The 15,284-nt window shown below is 63.6% G+C and carries 17 protein-coding genes; 15 read left to right on the top strand and 2 right to left on the bottom strand.

Features of this window, described 5'->3' with window-relative positions:
* Positions 1–162: 162 nt before the first annotated feature.
* The 4 genes from RID42_11030 (at position 163) to RID42_11015 (ending at position 5,220) form a co-directional block, all read left to right on the top strand.
* A complete protein-coding gene (locus tag RID42_11030) occupies positions 163–1,875 on the top strand; it encodes an amidohydrolase family protein (protein ID MEQ8248199.1) in 1,713 nt (570 codons plus the stop codon).
* A gap of 84 nt (positions 1,876–1,959) precedes the next feature.
* Positions 1,960–3,357 carry an FAD-dependent oxidoreductase gene (locus RID42_11025; GenBank protein MEQ8248198.1) on the top strand — a complete coding sequence of 466 codons (1,398 nt, stop codon included), beginning with the start codon at positions 1,960–1,962 and terminating at the stop codon, positions 3,355–3,357.
* Between the two features lie 49 nt (positions 3,358–3,406).
* Positions 3,407–4,834 (top strand): FAD-dependent oxidoreductase, encoded by a 1,428-nt coding sequence (locus RID42_11020; GenBank protein ID MEQ8248197.1) that lies wholly within the window; start codon positions 3,407–3,409, stop codon positions 4,832–4,834.
* A gap of 2 nt (positions 4,835–4,836) precedes the next feature.
* Positions 4,837–5,220, top strand: coding sequence for an MmcQ/YjbR family DNA-binding protein (locus tag RID42_11015; protein MEQ8248196.1), 384 nt, complete (start codon positions 4,837–4,839; stop codon positions 5,218–5,220).
* Between the two features lie 4 nt (positions 5,221–5,224).
* Here RID42_11015 and RID42_11010 read toward each other — a convergent pair whose 3' ends face one another.
* Positions 5,225–5,629: a rhodanese-like domain-containing protein gene (locus RID42_11010; GenBank protein MEQ8248195.1), complete on the bottom strand. Its 405-nt coding sequence runs from the start codon at positions 5,627–5,629 to the stop codon at positions 5,225–5,227.
* A gap of 82 nt (positions 5,630–5,711) precedes the next feature.
* Here RID42_11010 and hspQ point away from each other — a divergent pair, with 82 nt between their 5' ends.
* From hspQ to hisI, 9 genes are all read left to right on the top strand, one after another.
* Positions 5,712–6,029, top strand: a complete 318-nt coding sequence (hspQ, locus tag RID42_11005; GenBank protein ID MEQ8248194.1) for a heat shock protein HspQ — start codon at positions 5,712–5,714, stop codon at positions 6,027–6,029.
* A gap of 27 nt (positions 6,030–6,056) precedes the next feature.
* Complete coding sequence (locus RID42_11000) at positions 6,057–6,818, top strand: SDR family oxidoreductase (protein MEQ8248193.1); 762 nt, start codon at positions 6,057–6,059, stop codon at positions 6,816–6,818.
* A gap of 69 nt (positions 6,819–6,887) precedes the next feature.
* Positions 6,888–7,889, top strand: a complete 1,002-nt coding sequence (locus RID42_10995) for a cysteine synthase A (protein MEQ8248192.1) — start codon at positions 6,888–6,890, stop codon at positions 7,887–7,889.
* Position 7,890: 1 nt separating this feature from the next.
* On the top strand, positions 7,891–8,601 hold the full coding sequence (locus RID42_10990; protein ID MEQ8248191.1) for an alanyl-tRNA editing protein: 711 nt from the start codon (positions 7,891–7,893) through the stop codon (positions 8,599–8,601).
* A 132-nt stretch (positions 8,602–8,733) separates the two neighbouring features.
* Positions 8,734–9,576, top strand: coding sequence for a 3-mercaptopyruvate sulfurtransferase (gene sseA / locus RID42_10985; protein ID MEQ8248190.1), 843 nt, complete (start codon positions 8,734–8,736; stop codon positions 9,574–9,576).
* A gap of 1 nt (position 9,577) precedes the next feature.
* The gene (locus tag RID42_10980; protein ID MEQ8248189.1) at positions 9,578–9,775 is read left to right on the top strand and encodes a GDCCVxC domain-containing (seleno)protein; all 198 of its coding nucleotides are present in this window, start codon (positions 9,578–9,580) and stop codon (positions 9,773–9,775) included.
* Between the two features lie 101 nt (positions 9,776–9,876).
* Positions 9,877–11,043 (top strand): cystathionine beta-lyase, encoded by a 1,167-nt coding sequence (gene metC, locus RID42_10975; GenBank protein ID MEQ8248188.1) that lies wholly within the window; start codon positions 9,877–9,879, stop codon positions 11,041–11,043.
* 107 nt (positions 11,044–11,150) lie between these two features.
* Positions 11,151–12,494 (top strand): acyl-CoA thioesterase/bile acid-CoA:amino acid N-acyltransferase family protein, encoded by a 1,344-nt coding sequence (locus tag RID42_10970; protein ID MEQ8248187.1) that lies wholly within the window; start codon positions 11,151–11,153, stop codon positions 12,492–12,494.
* Positions 12,495–12,567: 73 nt separating this feature from the next.
* Positions 12,568–12,972, top strand: a complete 405-nt coding sequence (hisI, locus tag RID42_10965; protein ID MEQ8248186.1) for a phosphoribosyl-AMP cyclohydrolase — start codon at positions 12,568–12,570, stop codon at positions 12,970–12,972.
* Between the two features lie 204 nt (positions 12,973–13,176).
* Here the strand turns inward: hisI and RID42_10960 are convergent, their stop codons facing one another.
* On the bottom strand, positions 13,177–14,325 hold the full coding sequence (locus tag RID42_10960; GenBank protein MEQ8248185.1) for a class I SAM-dependent methyltransferase: 1,149 nt from the start codon (positions 14,323–14,325) through the stop codon (positions 13,177–13,179).
* Between the two features lie 163 nt (positions 14,326–14,488).
* Between RID42_10960 and RID42_10955 the strand changes: the two genes are divergently transcribed.
* Together RID42_10955 and RID42_10950 are read left to right on the top strand one after the other, a co-directional pair.
* Positions 14,489–14,839: a cupin gene (locus RID42_10955; protein MEQ8248184.1), complete on the top strand. Its 351-nt coding sequence runs from the start codon at positions 14,489–14,491 to the stop codon at positions 14,837–14,839.
* 54 nt (positions 14,840–14,893) lie between these two features.
* The gene (locus tag RID42_10950) at positions 14,894–15,283 is read left to right on the top strand and encodes a cupin domain-containing protein (GenBank protein MEQ8248183.1); all 390 of its coding nucleotides are present in this window, start codon (positions 14,894–14,896) and stop codon (positions 15,281–15,283) included.
* The last annotated feature ends 1 nt before the right edge of the window (position 15,284 follow it).

Raw genomic sequence — 15,284 nt, 5'->3', positions numbered from 1 at the left:
CCCGTCGCGGACCCCTTGGGGCCAGTTTACCCCAGTAGACGGGCGGCTGCCCACGGGGCGTGTCGCCGTTTCGTTCGTCTATAATCCACAAGGATAAGGCCGCCGGCTGGGCTAGGATTGCCAAGGTCGCGGTATTGCCGGCCCTGGGGAGGGAGAACGAACATGGCGAAATACGATCTTGTTGTCCGCGGGGGCACCGTTATCGACGGCACCGGCGGCGCGCCCTTTGACGCCGATGTCGCGGTGACGGACGGCAAAATCGCAGCCGTCGGCAAGGTCGCGGACGCCGGCAGTGAAGAAATCGACGCCAAAGGGCACCTCGTCACACCGGGCTTTATCGACATTCACACGCACTTCGATGCGCAAGTGATGTGGGACCAGCATCTGACCCCATGCTCCGAACACGGCGTCACGACTGTCCTGATGGGGAACTGCGGCGTCGGCTTCGCACCCTGCAAACCTGAGCATCGCGCCGTCATGGTCGATGTGATGGATGGGGTCGAGGACATCCCCGCCGCCGTCCTCGACAAAGGGTTGCCGTGGACGTGGCAAAGTTTCCCCGAATTCATGGACGTTCTCGAAACGCGACGCGCCGATGTCGACTTCGGCACCTTCGTCCCGCATGTCCCGATTCGCGTGTTTGTGATGGGCGAGCGTGGCATTCGCCGCGAACCTGCATCGCCCGCCGACATCCGCCAAATGGCGGCGCTAGTTGAAGAGGGTATCGAAGCCGGCGGGTTTGGGTTCACGACATCGCGGGCGACGGGGCATCGCGCGCGAAGCGGCGACGTCATCCCCTCAACCACAGCCGACGAGGACGAGCTGCTCGCCTTGGCCTTGGCGATGACGCGCAAGGGGCGCGGGCATTTCATGTCGGCGTCGGAGTTCAACAGCGTCAACGGCGTCTCGGCCGAGTTCAACATGCTGCGACGCATCGCCGAGATATCGGGCCGTCCGGTCCACTTCCCCATGCTGCAGGGCAGCGACGCGCCCGACCGCTGGCGCGAGATCGCCGACGGCGCGGCGGCTGCCATCAAGAACGGCGCCAGCATGTACGGTCAGGTCGTGCCCCGACCCGTCGGCGTGCTGTTCGGTCTGGAGATGACCAACAACCCGTTCACGACCTGCCCATCCTACCAAGCCATTGCCAGTCTGCCGCTGGCCAAGCGGGTCGCTGCCTTGCGCGATCCGGCGCTGCGGGCCCGTCTGCTCGACGAAGACCCCGCCAACCCCGACGACCGCGTAGTGAAAATGTCGCGCAGCGCCGACCTGCTGTACCGCATGGGCGATCCGCCGAACTATTCGCCGCCGCTCAGCGACCGGCTCGACAAGATCGCCGAAAGCAAGGGAACCACACCTTTGGCCGTCGCCTATGACGTCATGATGGAGAACGACGGGAACGGCGTGCTTTATTTGCCCGCACGGAACTTCGCGTTCAACAACCTCGATACCTGCTTGGAAATGCTGCGCCGCCCCGAAATGGAAATCGGCCTCGGAGATGCGGGGGCCCACGTCGGGCGGATCTGCGACAGCAGCATGCCGACGTTTTTGCTGACCTATTGGGGCCGCGACCGCGACGGCGAGCGCCTATCGCTCCCTTGGATCGTCAAAGCGCTGACCGGCGATCACGCGCGGGTCATGGGCATGCCCGACCGTGGCATCCTCAAGACAGGATTGAAAGCCGACATCAACGTGATCGATCACGACCGCCTCAAACTGCACGCCGCCCGGGCCACCCACGATCTTCCCGGGGGCGCGATGCGCTTGTCGCAACAGGCCGAAGGCTACGTCGCGACGGTCGTATCAGGGGTCGTGTCGCGGCGCGACGGCGATTGGACGGGCGAATTGCCTGGTCGGTTGGTGCGCGCACACTGACCGCCCGGCGGCAACACTGTCAGTCGCCGCCCACCGATGTTATATCAACCCATCCCTTGAAACTGCGTTGACCCGGAAATCGCCATGATCTTGCCCGCCGAAAACAAGACCTTCGACATCTCGGTCCCCGTCCTCATTATCGGCGCCGGAGCCTGCGGTATTAGTGCCGCGCTGACCGCCAAGGAAAACGGCGCCGATGCGATGCTGCTGGAGCGCGACGAGACGCCGAGCGGGTCGTCCTCGCTCTCGACATGTTTGATCCCGGCCGCGGGCACGAAGTTGCAGAAGGCAGCCGGAGTGACGGACTCGCCCGAGCAGTTCGCGAAGGATCTGATCGCCAAGGCCAAGAACAAGAACGATCCCAACATGGCGCATTGGGTCGCCGAGGCCAGCGGGTCCACGGTCGATTGGCTCGTCGATACCGTCGGCCTGCCATTATCGCTTTTGACCGGGTTCAAATATCCCGGGCATAGCGAGTGGCGCATGCACGGCTCGCCCAACCGTACCGGCACGGAATTGATGGCGGTGCTAAACGAGGCGGTCGGGCGCGAGGGGATCGATATCGCGACCTCCGCCCCGGTGACCAGCCTCTTCGCCGACCAAACGACCGGTCGCGTGACCGGCGTGCGAATTACCCGGCCCGACGGCGCCGTCGAGGACATCGGCTGCGACGCCCTGATCCTCGCGTGCAACGGCTATGGCGGAAACCCGGAAATGGTGCGCGAGTTCGTCCCTGAAATGGCTGACGCCTGGTACTTCGGGCACACCGGCAACAAGGGCGACGCGGTCAATTGGGGGCGCCAGCTCGGCGGCGCCGTCGCCGACATGGGCGGCTATCAGGGACACGGCGCGGTCACCCAGCCGCACGGGACCTTGCTGTTTTGGGGCCTCCTGACTGAGGGCGGGATTCAAGTGAATCTTGGCGGCGAACGCTTTTCCAACGAGGTGCGCGGCTATTCGGAACAAGCCGTGGACGTCATTTCGCAACCCGAGGGCGTCGCGTGGGAAATCTGGGACGAAGGCGGACACAAACTCGGCGTCGATTTCCTCGACTACCGCAACGGCATCGAGATGGGTGCCCACAAAACGGCTGACACGGTCGAGGGCATCGCCAAGCAGACCGGCCTGCCGCTGGACGCGCTCAAACAGACCTTCGCCGATCTCGACGCCTATCGCAGTGGCACTAAGCCGGACCCATGGGGCCGCGACTGGAGCAAAACCGAGTTGATGGAGCCGCCCTACCACTTTGCCAAAATCACCGGCGCATTGTTTCACACCCAGGGCGGCCTGGTAGTCAACGACAAGGCCCAGGTGTTGCGCGAGGACGGCACACCGCTGCCGAACCTCTATGCCGGGGGCGGCGCCGCGCGCGGCCTGTCTGGCCCGTCGCGCTGGGGCTACCTGTCGGGTAACGGTTTGCTGACGGCGACTGTCCTGGGGCGCATCGCCGGTCGCGAAGCGGCCAAGCAGGTCAAAGGCTAGGTCCGCCGCAGCGCTGTGCTAGGCTGTGCCCTCGCCATAGGAGCCGCCAATGCCGATTAAACCCGCTGCTGGAAAGACCTTCGAATACACCGTGCCTGTCGTGGTTGTCGGCGCCGGGGCGGCGGGGATGACCGCTGCACTTGCGGCGCGCGACGGCGGCGCGGACGTGCTTCTGCTCGAACGGGACCATACGCCGCGCGGTTCCACGGCGATGTCGCAGGGCAACATCGCGGCGGCAGGGACCAAGAGCCAGCGGGAAGCGGGCGTTGAGGACTCGGGCGACCGGTTTGCCGACGATATCATCAAGCTGACCCGCGGGCAGACCGATCACGAATTGGCACGGGTATTTGCCAACGCGTCCGGGGCGACCGTTGATTGGCTGACCGCCACGCACAACATTCCGCTCAAGGTCGATCTCGATTGGGGCGCCAAGCTCGGGCACTCGCGCGCGCGAATCCACGCGACACCGACCAAGACCGGTACGGAGTTGATGAGTTGCTTGATGAACGCCTGCGAAGCGGCGGGCGTCGACCTCATTACCGATGCCCATGTCGTCGATGTCTTTGCCGAAGACGACGGCACCGTGCGCGGAGTGCGCTTCGAACGTCCCGACGGCTCGGACGAAGAGGTCGGGTGCGGCGCACTGATCCTAGCGACCTGCGGGTTCGGCGCGAACCGCGACATGATCAAGCAGTTCATTCCCGAAATGGCCGATGCGATCTACCACGGCCATGAGGGCAACGAGGGCGAAGGCATTCGGTGGGGGATGGAACTGGGCGCCGCGACCGGCGACATGACCGCATTTCAAGGGCTGGGTGCGCTGGCCGAGCCGGCACGGGTGTTGATCCATTACATCGTGATTCTCGACGGCGGGATCGTCGTCAACGTGAACGGCGAACGCTTCACCGACGAATCGACCGATATCTCGGGCATGGGCCGCAAGGTCACGGCACAACCCGAGCACTATGTCTGGTTCATTTTCGACCAAAAGCGCCAAGACTTCGTGATGAAGTACGAAGAACATAAAGAAGCCATGGCGGTCGGCGCGGTGCGCCGGGCCGACACGACCGAAGAACTCGCCGCCATCACCAAGATGCCGCTGGAAACGCTCAAGAAAACCTTGGCCGATGTCATGGCCATGCAGAACGGCAACGGCAAAGACTCGTTTGGCCGCGACTTCGCGAGCGAAACGCCGCTGCAAGGCCCGCCGTGGTACACAGTCAAATCGGTCGGCGCGCTGTTCCACACCCAGGGCGGTCTTGTCATCGACGGCAACGCGCAAGTGCGCAGGGAGGACGGATCGCTCCTGCCGAATTTGTTTGCCGCGGGCGGCACGGCGCGCTCGACGTCGGGACCGTCGGACTGGGGTTACATTCCGGCGGCCGGGCTGTTCACCGCGACGACGCAGGGCAGGCTTGCAGGCGAAGCCACAGCCCGGCTGATCGCCTCAACAAAACAAAGCGCCGCCGCCGAATAGCGATGGCGGCACCGGCCAGTTCCAAACTGCCCGCGTCGATCAAGAACGCCGAGGCGGCACTCGTGACCCATGCACTGTCCCTCCCCGAAGCGGTTGAGGAATGGCCCTGGGGAGACCGCGCGTTCAAGGTACGCAAGAAGGTCTTCACGTTCTTAGTATGTAGCCCCGAGGCGCTGAAGTTCACCGCCAAGCTGCGCGATAGCCACGCCGAAGCCAGCCACCTGCCCTTCACCGAAGCGACCGGTTATGGCCTGGGTAAGGCAGGATGGATCACCGCGTCGTTCGAACCGGGTGAAGACGTTCCGGTGAATCTACTCAAGGGCTGGATGGTGGAGAGTTACAAGCTAATCGCGCCGAAGAAGCTCTGCCCACAAATCGGCGCGTAGTCCCCTAGCCCTTCGGTTTCTTCTGCTCGACCTTTTCGGTCGGGCCGCCGGCGTCGACCCAGGCGCCGAAGCCGCCGTCGATGTGGGCCACGGGCTCCAGACCCATATCCTGGAGTTGCTTGGCCGCCAACGCCGAGCGCCAGCCGGATTTGCAGTAAAAGACGAATTTCTTGCCGCTGGCGAAGACGTCGCGGTGGTAGGGGCTGTCGGGGTCGACCCAGAATTCCAGCATCCCGCGCGGTGCGTGAACGGCACCGGGGATCTTGCCCTCGTGCCACAGCTCGCGGACATCGCGAATGTCCACGATCGTCACGCTTTCGTCACCGACCAGCGCTAAAGCCTCCTTTACCGCGATGGTTTCGATCGCGGCATTGGCCTCGTCGACCAATTGCTTGTAGCCTTTCTTCATCCTATGACTTCTCCATTGGGGTTGGCCGCCAGACTAGCCGATCCGGCCCCGAAGACCACGTCAGACCGCCGAAAGGTCACCTGTGAGCGCTAGAAGAGCCCGTTTCCATGTCGGCCAGATCGTCGCCCACCGCCGCGCAGGCTACCGCGGCGTCGTCTACGACGTCGATCCGACCTTCAGCCTCGACGATTCGTGGTACGAAGAGGTCGCCCGCTCGCGGCCACCCAAGGACAAGCCCTGGTATAGCGTGCTGGTCGATGGCGGCGAGCACACGACCTACGTCGCCGAACGCCACTTGGAGCGCAGCGACGACGATTCGGACATTCACCATCCTTTGGTTGAGGATCTGTTTGCCGAACTCCGCGACGGCACCTATGTGCCGCGCGACCGCCACAACTGATCGTTCACCACAGTAGGGAGATTCGACATGCGTCTTAAGGGCAAGACCGCGCTCGTCACCGGCGCAGCTTCGGGTATTGGCAAGGCAACGGCGATTCGGTTTGCCGAAGAAGGCTGCACCGTCGTATGCGCCGACAAGAACGGCGAGGGTGCGCAGCAGACCGCAGCGGAGATCGGCGGCAAAGCCATCGGCCTGACATTGGACGTTACCAAAGCCGATCAAGTTTCCGTCACCATCGCCAAGGCAGTCGACCATACCGGCGGCCTCGATATCGTGGTCAATAACGCCGGTATCACCATCGTCGGCAGCGTCGAGCAATTGAGCGAAGCGCAATGGGATACCGAGATGGATATCAATGTGAAGTCGATCTATCTGATGTCCAAGGCGGTGTGGCCCCACATGAAGGCGCGCAAAGGCGGTGTGATCCTCAACACCGCCTCGATCGCCGGCCAGATCGGCATTGCCCAGGACGCGGCGTATTGCGCCTCCAAGGCCGCCGTCATCATGCTAACCCGGTGCATGGCCAAGGACGGCGCGGGCGACAGGATTCGCGTCAACTGCGTATGCCCGGGATTCATCGACACGCCGATGATCCAGGGCTATTTCGACGACCAGGACGATCCGGCGGCCGCGCGCGCCTTCGCCACGGGTTTGCATCCCTTGGGCCGCCTCGGCCTCGCCCGCGATATCGCCAACGGGTTTTTGTATTTGGCCAGCGACGACGCAGAGTGGGTGACCGGTACGGCGCTGACCGTCGACGGCGGTTTGACCGCGGCCTTGCCGGGCTAGTCCCGCGCTTGATGCAGCTTGGCGCGGTCCTTAAGGTCGAGGCCTCACCTCCCCTGACCTAGGCCCGCCATGGATATCCGCAAAGGCTTCCTCGATACCGTCGGCAACACGCCGCTGATCCGCCTGAACCGACTGTCGGATGCGACGGGATGCGAAATCCTGGGAAAAGCCGAGTTCCTCAACCCGGGCGGATCGGTCAAGGACCGCGCCGCGCTCGCGATCATCGAGGACGCCGAAAAATCCGGGGCGCTCAAACCGGGCGGCACGATCGTCGAGGGCACCGCCGGCAATACCGGGATCGGCCTTGCCTTGGTCGGCAACGCCAAGGGCTACAAGACCATCATCGTCATCCCTGAGACCCAGAGCCAAGAGAAGATGGACATGCTGAAGCTGTGCGGGGTCGATCTGCGGCCCGTGCCGGCCAAGCCCTACAAGGATCCGGGCAATTACGTAAAAGTCTCGGGCCGTACCGCCGACGAGTTGAACGCCAAAAATCCCGGCAGCGCGATTTGGGCCAACCAGTTCGATAACGTCGCGAACCGCCAAGGCCACTTCAAAACCACGGGGCCGGAAATCTGGCAACAGACCGGCGGCACCGTCGATGGCTTTATCTGCGCCGTCGGTACCGGCGGTACGCTGGCCGGTGTCGGCATGTACCTGAAGGAACAAAAGCCCGACGTGAAGATCGGGCTTGCCGACCCGATGGGGGCGGCCCTGTACAATTACTACGCCCACGGCGAACTCAAGTCCGAAGGATCGTCGATCACCGAAGGCATCGGTCAGGGCCGCATCACCAAGAACCTCGAAGGCGCGCCGGTCGACCTGCCATTCCAAATCCCCGACGACGAGGCGCTCCACATCGTGTTCGACTTGATCGAACAGGAAGGGCTGGTCCTGGGCGGCTCCAGCGGCATCAACGTCGCGGGCGCGGTGCGCATGGCCAAGGCGCTGGGGCCCGGGCACACCATCGTGACCATCCTGTGCGACTTTGGTACGCGCTACCAAAGCAAGATGTTCAACCCCGCGTTCCTTGCGGACAAGGGCCTGCCCGTGCCCCATTGGATGGCTTGAGATGACCGAACAGCTGTTCGTCCAGGACGCCTACCTCAAGGACTGCACGGCAACCGTGAGCGCCGTGCACGACGGCGGGATCGAACTCGACCGAACGGTCTTCTATGCCCAAGGCGGCGGCCAGCCGGGCGATACCGGGACGCTGATGCTGGGCGACGGGACGGCGCTGACCGTCGTCAACGCCGTCAAAGGCGAGGCGCCGGGCAGCGTCGTGCATGTGTTGGCCGAGGGTGCTGCGCCACCGCCGGTCGGCGCGACGGTGACGGCGGCGATCGATTGGGACCGGCGCCACAAACTCATGCGCATGCACACCTGCATGCATTTGTTGTCGGCGATCCTGCCCTACCCCGTTACCGGTGGCTCGGTCGGGGACGAAAAGGGCCGGCTGGATTTCGACATTCCCGAAGCCACTTTGGATAAGGACGACATCGCCGCGCAGCTCGCCGCGCTGATCGCCGCCGACCATCCTGTAACCGATGAATGGATTACCGACGCCGAGCTCGACGCCCAGCCCGACCTGGTCAAGACCATGGCCGTCCAGCCACCGCGCGGCGCGGGACGGGTCCGGCTGCTGCGGATCGGCGACAACGTCGACCTCCAGCCCTGCGGCGGCACGCACGTGAAACGGACCGGCGAGATCGGCGCCATCGAGATCGGCAAAATAGAAAAGAAGGGCCGCCAGAACCGGCGGGTCAATCTGCGGTTCGCCTAACCCACCGCCTGCCTTGATTGGAACAATCCGGCTCCCTACCCTCCCCCTGCGGACAGGGGGAGGTATTTTCGGTCCCCTTAAGCGGTCGGCGTATGCCAACCTGAGCTGTCTTCAACTATGAGGATCTGAGCCATGCCCTATAGCCACCCCGACGCCCTTGTCGAAACCGACTGGCTTGCCGACAACTTGGACAAGGTGAAGGTGCTCGATGGATCGTGGTACCTGCCAGCGCAGAACCGCGATCCGGAAGCGGAGTACAATGCGGGACATATTCCGGGCGCGCAGTTTTTCAACATCGACGCGATTTCCGATCCGAATACCGATTTGCCGCACATGCTGCCCTCCGCAGAAGACTTCGCGAAGGCCGTCGGGGCGATGGGCATCACCAACGCCGATCGGGTCGTGGTCTACGACGGCATCGGGCTGCAGAGCGCGGCGCGGGTATGGTGGGAGTTTCGAGCCTTTCGGCACTACGACGTCGCGGTCCTAAACGGCGGATTGCCGAAGTGGAAGGCGGAGAATCGTCCGCTTGAAACCGTGACGCCCAAGCCAGAGCGCGCAACCTTTGGCGCCAAGCTCGACTCCGGCGCTGTGCGCACCATCGACCAAATGCTGGACCTCGTGAAGGGCCGAAAGGAACAGGTGCTCGACGTGCGCGCGAAGGGTCGCTTCGACGGCACCGAGGCCGACCCGCGTCCCGGTCTTCGGGCGGGCCACATGCCCGGCGCGAAAAACCTCGTATATACCGACATCCTCAACCCCGACCGGACCTTCAAGGATGCCGAGGTGATCCGTGCCGCGCTACAGGGTGCAGGTCTCGATCTCTCGAACAACGTCGTTACCAGTTGCGGGTCGGGGATTACGGCGTCGGTAATGGCACTCGGCCTGCACCTCATCGGCCACGACAAGTGGGCGGTCTACGACGGCTCCTGGACCGAATGGGGCGGCCGCACCGATACGCCTGTCGAGACCTGAGGTGGCGACGGTTCTCGAATCGCGCCTGACCTGCCCCGATTGCGGGCACTCGGCGCTCGAAACCATGCCCACCGATTCTTGTCAGTTCTTTTATGACTGCCCGGGCTGCGGCAAGGTCCTGCGTCCGCTACCCGGCGACTGTTGTGTGTACTGCTCCTACGGGTCGGTACCCTGCCCCTCAAAACAGAGCGCGGCATGAGCGCCGTCATCCGTTCCAGCGCAACGGGGCCTTGGCACTTTCACGCCTAGGCACCTCGCGCGCTAGCGCCCCTCCACCCCCAATGCTATGAGTGCCGCACCATGAAAGAAGATACAAAAATCGTCCGCGCGGGACGGCATCCGGAACGCCATGGCGGCGCCGTCAACACGCCCGTCTACCATGTCTCGACCGTCCTGGTGGAAACCCTGGCGGAACTCGAAGGCTTGCGCGAGCGCAAGCCACCGGTGATGGCCTATGGCCGGCGCGGCACCCCGACGAGCCACGCGTTCGAAGAGGCCGTCGCCGAACTCGAAGGCGGCGCGGGATGCGTAAGCTTTCCCTCGGGCCTCGCCGCACTGTCGGGTGCACTCCTGACCTACGCGGAAACGGGCGCGCATTTTCTCGTGTCGGACAGTGCGTATGGGCCGACGCGGCGGCTGTGCGATACGTTGCTCAAGCGCCTCGGCGTGACCACCGATTATTACGATCCGCTGATCGGCGGCGACATCGCCAGTCTCATTAAAGACAACACCAAGGTTGTGTTTACCGAATCGCCGGGCTCGTTGACGTTCGAGGTGCAGGATATCCCCGCGATCGCGGCCGCCGCCCACGAACGCGGCGCCAAAGTGCTGATGGACAACACGTGGGCCTCGCCGATCTACTTCAAGCCGTTCGCCCACGGCGTCGATCTGTCGATCCAAGCCGCGACCAAATACATCGTCGGCCATTCCGACGCGATGCTGGGCACGGTGACGGCCAACCCCGAAAGCCTGGACGCGTTACAGGACACAACCTACAGCATGGGGTTCGCCGCGGGGCCGGACGATCTCTATCTCGGCGCGCGCGGCATCCGCACCATCGGCGTTCGCCTGCGCCAGCATATGGAATCGGGACTGCGCATTGCCCGATGGCTGCAAACCCGGCCCGAGGTCGTGCGAGTGATCCACCCGGCGCTGCCGGACGACCCCGGCCACGCGCTGTGGAAACGCGACTTCACCGGCGCCTGCGGTTTGTTCGCCTTTGTCATCAAGTCCTGCCCGCGGCCCGCCCTCGAAGCGATGGTCAACGGCTTCAAGCTGTTCGGCATGGGCGCATCCTGGGGCGGCTACGAGAGCCTATGCATGCCGACCGCGCCGGAAAAAATGCGCACCGCGACGACGTGGGAACCGGGCGGCCAGTGCATGCGCATCCATGTCGGCCTCGAAGACATCGACGACCTGATCGACGACCTCGCCGCCGCCTTCGACCGCCTCAACGCCGCGATGTAACCGTGCCGGTCCGTAGGACCGGTCTTTGCATGGTTCGCGGATCTGCGGCTGTACCCGCCAACCTTCAAAAATGCTACGGTTCGTCAACCTAGGGTTTGAGGTTGGCCATGGCGTTCTTCCGCCCCGCATGGATTCGGTTCGCGCTCGTTGCACTCGCAGCGGGCGCGCTTAACACGACACCAGCACGGTCAGCCGATCTCGCCGTCGATATCCTGCCCTCCCCGTTGCTTCTCGCCGGTGAACCGTTCGCCGTCGTAATCCGCGGCGGCGTGCCAGGAACAGAAGTGGTTCTTGAAACCCGCGCAATCGACTTCTTCGGCGATACCTGGTCGGCGCGAAACGTCTATCTCTTCGATGTTGCAGGTACGGTCGATCCCGGACGACAACCGCCGTTCGAGGGAAGCTACGAAGGCGTCGACGCGCTTGGCCCGTTTTGGTCGATGAAACGTAGCCAAGAACGTTTGGTGCAGTGGGGATTCGGCAAATACGCCCAACAGTTGCCGCAGTTCTTCTTCACCCGCGACGGCGTCAACCGGGTCAGCCTGCGTGCGACGTTATCCGACGGAACGTCGGCCTCGGCCACCGCGGAGTTTGCGACAACGGCGCGCGGCGTTACTCAGCGCGCGGTCAGCGACGCTGCGTTGGTCGGGACCTGGGTCACACCGAACTTACCGCCGCCTTGGCCGGTCGTGGTGGTGCCCGGTGGGCGATTCGGCTATCGCACCGCGCAGACGATCGCATTGCGTTTGGCAAGCCAGGGCTACGCTACTCTCGCCCTCGCTTTTACCGGGGTCGAAGACTTGCCGCCGCCATCCAATGCAGTGCCATTGGAATATTTCGACGGTGCGGTGTTGTGGGTAAAGCGACAACCGAACGTAGCTGCGGATAAGGTCGCCCTGCTCGGGATCGGACCGGACGCGGGGCTCGTTCTCTTGCTCGCAGCGCGAAACCCAACTGCCTTCGCCGCCGTCGTCGCAGCGAACCCGCATTCGGTCGTATTCCCTAGGCAAAGCGGGTCGCCCTGGACCGAGGACGGCCGCCTGTGGCCCCACGTTCCGCTGGCCTATTGGGACGACGACTTTGCCCGGACCGGGCACAACTACTACATCCTTGAGAAGAGCCTAGTGCTTTTCGAGGAAGCCGTGGCCGCGGCGCGCACTCCCGTCGAACGGATTGAGAGCCCGGTTCTGTTACTCTCCGGCGCCGACGATTGGTTCCAACCGTCAGAGCGGATGGCGCGGGAAATTGCAGATGCCATGACCGATGCAGGCCACGGCGCCCGCGTGCGTCACCTTAACTACGCCGACGCAGGGCCGACGCTGAACGGTGACGGCATTGGGCCCACAACGCCGGGCGCGGTGCGGTTCGGCGGCACCCCCCAAGGCAATTCCGCCGCGCAGTTCGCGGCATGGCGCACGGTCTTTGCGTTTCTGGACGAAGTACTGCGCTAACCACGACCGCGCCGTTTGGCGGACCGCACGTCGCCGCTGTATGGTCCGGCGACCTCTAACCGCCGAGTTACCCATGACCGACACAGCACTAACCCAACTCCTCGCCGCCACCAAGTTCGACGCCGACGGCTTAGTGCCCGCAATCGCCCAGCAGCACGACACCGGCGAAGTGCTGATGATGGCGTGGATGAATGCGGATGCGATCCGCGAGACGCTGGCCTCGGGCCGCGTTTGTTATTGGTCGCGTTCGCGCCAGTCGTTGTGGAAGAAGGGCGAGACCTCGGGCCAGATTCAGGCACTGAAGGAACTTCGCCTGGATTGCGACGGCGATACGATTCTGGTGATGGTCGATCAAACCGGCGTCGCCTGTCACACCGGGCGGCGCAATTGCTTCTACCGCGCCGTGCGCGGCGGCGCGTTCACCGAAATCGCCGCCGTCGAAACCGACCCGAAGGCGCTTTATGGCGAGAAGGCCTGACGCTCCCACGCAGGACATTCGGGTCGAGGTTCTCGGACCGAAATCGTTAGGACGACTCCTTCCGTCCCCTGATATGACGGGAAGGACAAGGGTGGGGTTGTTGACAAAAGCTCGCCACCGCCCCCTCCCCGGCCTGCGGTTGGACCTCCCCCTCTACCGAGAGGAGGAGTTTGGGTTGGCCTGTGGTCGCGAGCGGTCTCGCAGTTACGCCCCCCGCTTGCCGCCGTGCGCTAGTAGGTAGCCACCGACATGGTGGGTGTAGTTGCCGTTGCCGTCGTCGGTGCTGACGTGGACCGGGATCGTGTCCATGATCACTTCGTTATGCCCGAAGCCCGAGTCCTGCATGAGTTTGCGCAAATCGAAATCGTGCAACGTGCCGATGAACGGTTCGGCGTTGTAGTGGGTGTCCCAGTCGGTCAGGTACTGGTCGAACGGATCCTTGCCGTCGAACGGCGGCACTTCGAGATGCAGCGCCATGCCGCCGGGCCGCAATAGGCGCCGGCTTTCGGCCATGATATTACGCATTGCCTTGGATGAGGTTTCGTGCAGCGCGATGTGCGAGACGATGAGATCGAAGGACTGATCGGGAAAGTCGGTGCGCTCGGCGTTCTGCTGCGAAAAATGCACCGTCTTGCCCAGACCCTCGGCGCGGGCGTGAGCGTAGCGCAGCATCGGCGCACCAACGTCGATCGCGTGCACCTCGGCGTCCGGAAAGGCGTCGACATAGGGCAACGTCGAGTGCCCAACGGCGCATCCCATGTCGAGAATGCGTCGCGGTGCAAAGTCTGCATAGTTGGTCTGGAGGTGGTCGACCAGCGTGGCGCCGCAGGACTCGTTGTGCGCGCCCATACCGCCCATCATGTAGAGATAAACGCCCCGGTCATAGAGCGCGCCGGCGGAAACGTCGTCCGGCGCCGCGTCGGTCGTGTAGTTGCCGGGCATGCAATGGATATCGACCGCGGTCACGTAACGTGGCAGCGGCAGGTCGGGGTTCAGGCGCAGCGTTCCCTTGGTCCGGCCACGCTTCTTTGCGCGTCCGTTCAGGTCGTCGATCGTGCGGCCAACCGTTGCGCCCACCGAATCCCACATCATCTCCTGCGTGGTGCGCATGAACGCGCTCCAATACCGGTGATAGGGTTCGGCGATCATCGCCTTGCGCACTTCCTGGCGATTGCGCGGCGGACGGCCCATCGCACGTTCGAAGGATTTTTTCGCGGCACCTTCGTAGATCGTCTTGTTCCCCGCGGTGACCGTACCGGTTACGTGTTCGCGCATACTCTTCATGAAGACCTGCCGCGACTCTTCATCGTGGGTCGGTTCGGGCAACATGGGGTGATGGGCTTGCAACGACATCGGAGGCTCCCTTCCGTGGTGCGAGGCCCCAGTATGGCAGAAAACGGCATCTATGGGGTGCGCTTCGCTAGCGAGGTGCGCAGACGCCCGCTAGACTGCGGCAAAATAGCGGGGAGGAACGGGCATGATCCCAAAAGAACACCACGAATTCTATGAGCTCGACATGGCCACCGGGTGGGAAACGCCGGCGGGCTATCCTGAGGGGATCAAGCAAAAGATCATCTCCGGCAGCCTGGATGAGAAGAACAAAACCGGCAGCCGGACCCGCGTCCTGACCATCGCCGCCGGCACCTACACGACCGAACCCTTCGTCCACGACTATTGGGAAGAGGTCTTCTTGTTCAAGGGCGACCTGCGGGTCGGGAACGATGCGCAAGGTAAGGGTGGCGAAAGTTTCGGGCCCCTGACCTACGCCGTTCGCCCACCTGGGTCGTGGCACGGGCCGGTCGCGAGCGATACCGGCTGCACCGTCCTCGAAATCCATTACTACGATCCGGACGACCGCCCGGCCTAACGCTCTATCACCCTCAGGGACTTCACCACCCCATTACGAATGGAGACGCAGAAAATGAACGGACCCGCAGACCGCATGATGACGCCGATGGATGTCCTCTATCGCGCCGACAAGGACATCCCCGAGGAAGATATCCACGCCGTCGAAGGCGCGGTCGAACAGGGCGAGCTTAAGCTCAAGGTGTTAATGGTGACCGAGAACATGCTGGTGCTCAAAGCCTGGCGCGGCAAAGGCCTGATCGACCCGATCCACCAGCATGACGACCACGAATCGGTTGCGACGCTGCTCTACGGCAAACTCAAGATGAAGATCGGCGACAAAGAATTCATCGCCGGTCCGGGCGACGTGTGGCGCCACCCGCCAGGCGTGCCGCATTTCTCAGAAGCACTGGAGGAATGCGCGCAGATTGAAATCAAATCGCCGGCCCGTAAGACCTGGACCTAAC

It is taken from the genome of Alphaproteobacteria bacterium (genome assembly GCA_040216735.1).
Lineage (GTDB): Bacteria > Pseudomonadota > Alphaproteobacteria > SHVP01 > SHVP01 > CALJDF01.
Note: the sequence above shows the minus strand (reverse complement) of the source record. Positions and strands in the feature narration are given on the sequence as shown.

Excerpts from the sequence above, each read along its gene's own strand:
- RID42_11025 (MEQ8248198.1), top strand. The coding sequence starts at position 1,960 with ATGATCTTGCCCGCCGAAAACAAGACCTTCGACATCTCGGTCCCCGTC.
- RID42_11010 (MEQ8248195.1), bottom strand. The coding sequence starts at position 5,629 with ATGAAGAAAGGCTACAAGCAATTGGTCGACGAGGCCAATGCCGCGATC.
- RID42_11030 (MEQ8248199.1), top strand. The coding sequence starts at position 163 with ATGGCGAAATACGATCTTGTTGTCCGCGGGGGCACCGTTATCGACGGC.
- RID42_10990 (MEQ8248191.1), top strand. The coding sequence starts at position 7,891 with ATGACCGAACAGCTGTTCGTCCAGGACGCCTACCTCAAGGACTGCACG.
- metC (MEQ8248188.1), top strand. The coding sequence starts at position 9,877 with ATGAAAGAAGATACAAAAATCGTCCGCGCGGGACGGCATCCGGAACGC.
- RID42_10955 (MEQ8248184.1), top strand. The coding sequence starts at position 14,489 with ATGGCCACCGGGTGGGAAACGCCGGCGGGCTATCCTGAGGGGATCAAG.
- sseA (MEQ8248190.1), top strand. The coding sequence starts at position 8,734 with ATGCCCTATAGCCACCCCGACGCCCTTGTCGAAACCGACTGGCTTGCC.
- RID42_11020 (MEQ8248197.1), top strand. The coding sequence starts at position 3,407 with ATGCCGATTAAACCCGCTGCTGGAAAGACCTTCGAATACACCGTGCCT.
- RID42_11015 (MEQ8248196.1), top strand. The coding sequence starts at position 4,837 with ATGGCGGCACCGGCCAGTTCCAAACTGCCCGCGTCGATCAAGAACGCC.
- RID42_10960 (MEQ8248185.1), bottom strand. The coding sequence starts at position 14,325 with ATGTCGTTGCAAGCCCATCACCCCATGTTGCCCGAACCGACCCACGAT.
- RID42_11000 (MEQ8248193.1), top strand. The coding sequence starts at position 6,057 with ATGCGTCTTAAGGGCAAGACCGCGCTCGTCACCGGCGCAGCTTCGGGT.
- RID42_10995 (MEQ8248192.1), top strand. The coding sequence starts at position 6,888 with ATGGATATCCGCAAAGGCTTCCTCGATACCGTCGGCAACACGCCGCTG.
- RID42_10950 (MEQ8248183.1), top strand. The coding sequence starts at position 14,894 with ATGAACGGACCCGCAGACCGCATGATGACGCCGATGGATGTCCTCTAT.
- hisI (MEQ8248186.1), top strand. The coding sequence starts at position 12,568 with ATGACCGACACAGCACTAACCCAACTCCTCGCCGCCACCAAGTTCGAC.
- RID42_10970 (MEQ8248187.1), top strand. The coding sequence starts at position 11,151 with ATGGCGTTCTTCCGCCCCGCATGGATTCGGTTCGCGCTCGTTGCACTC.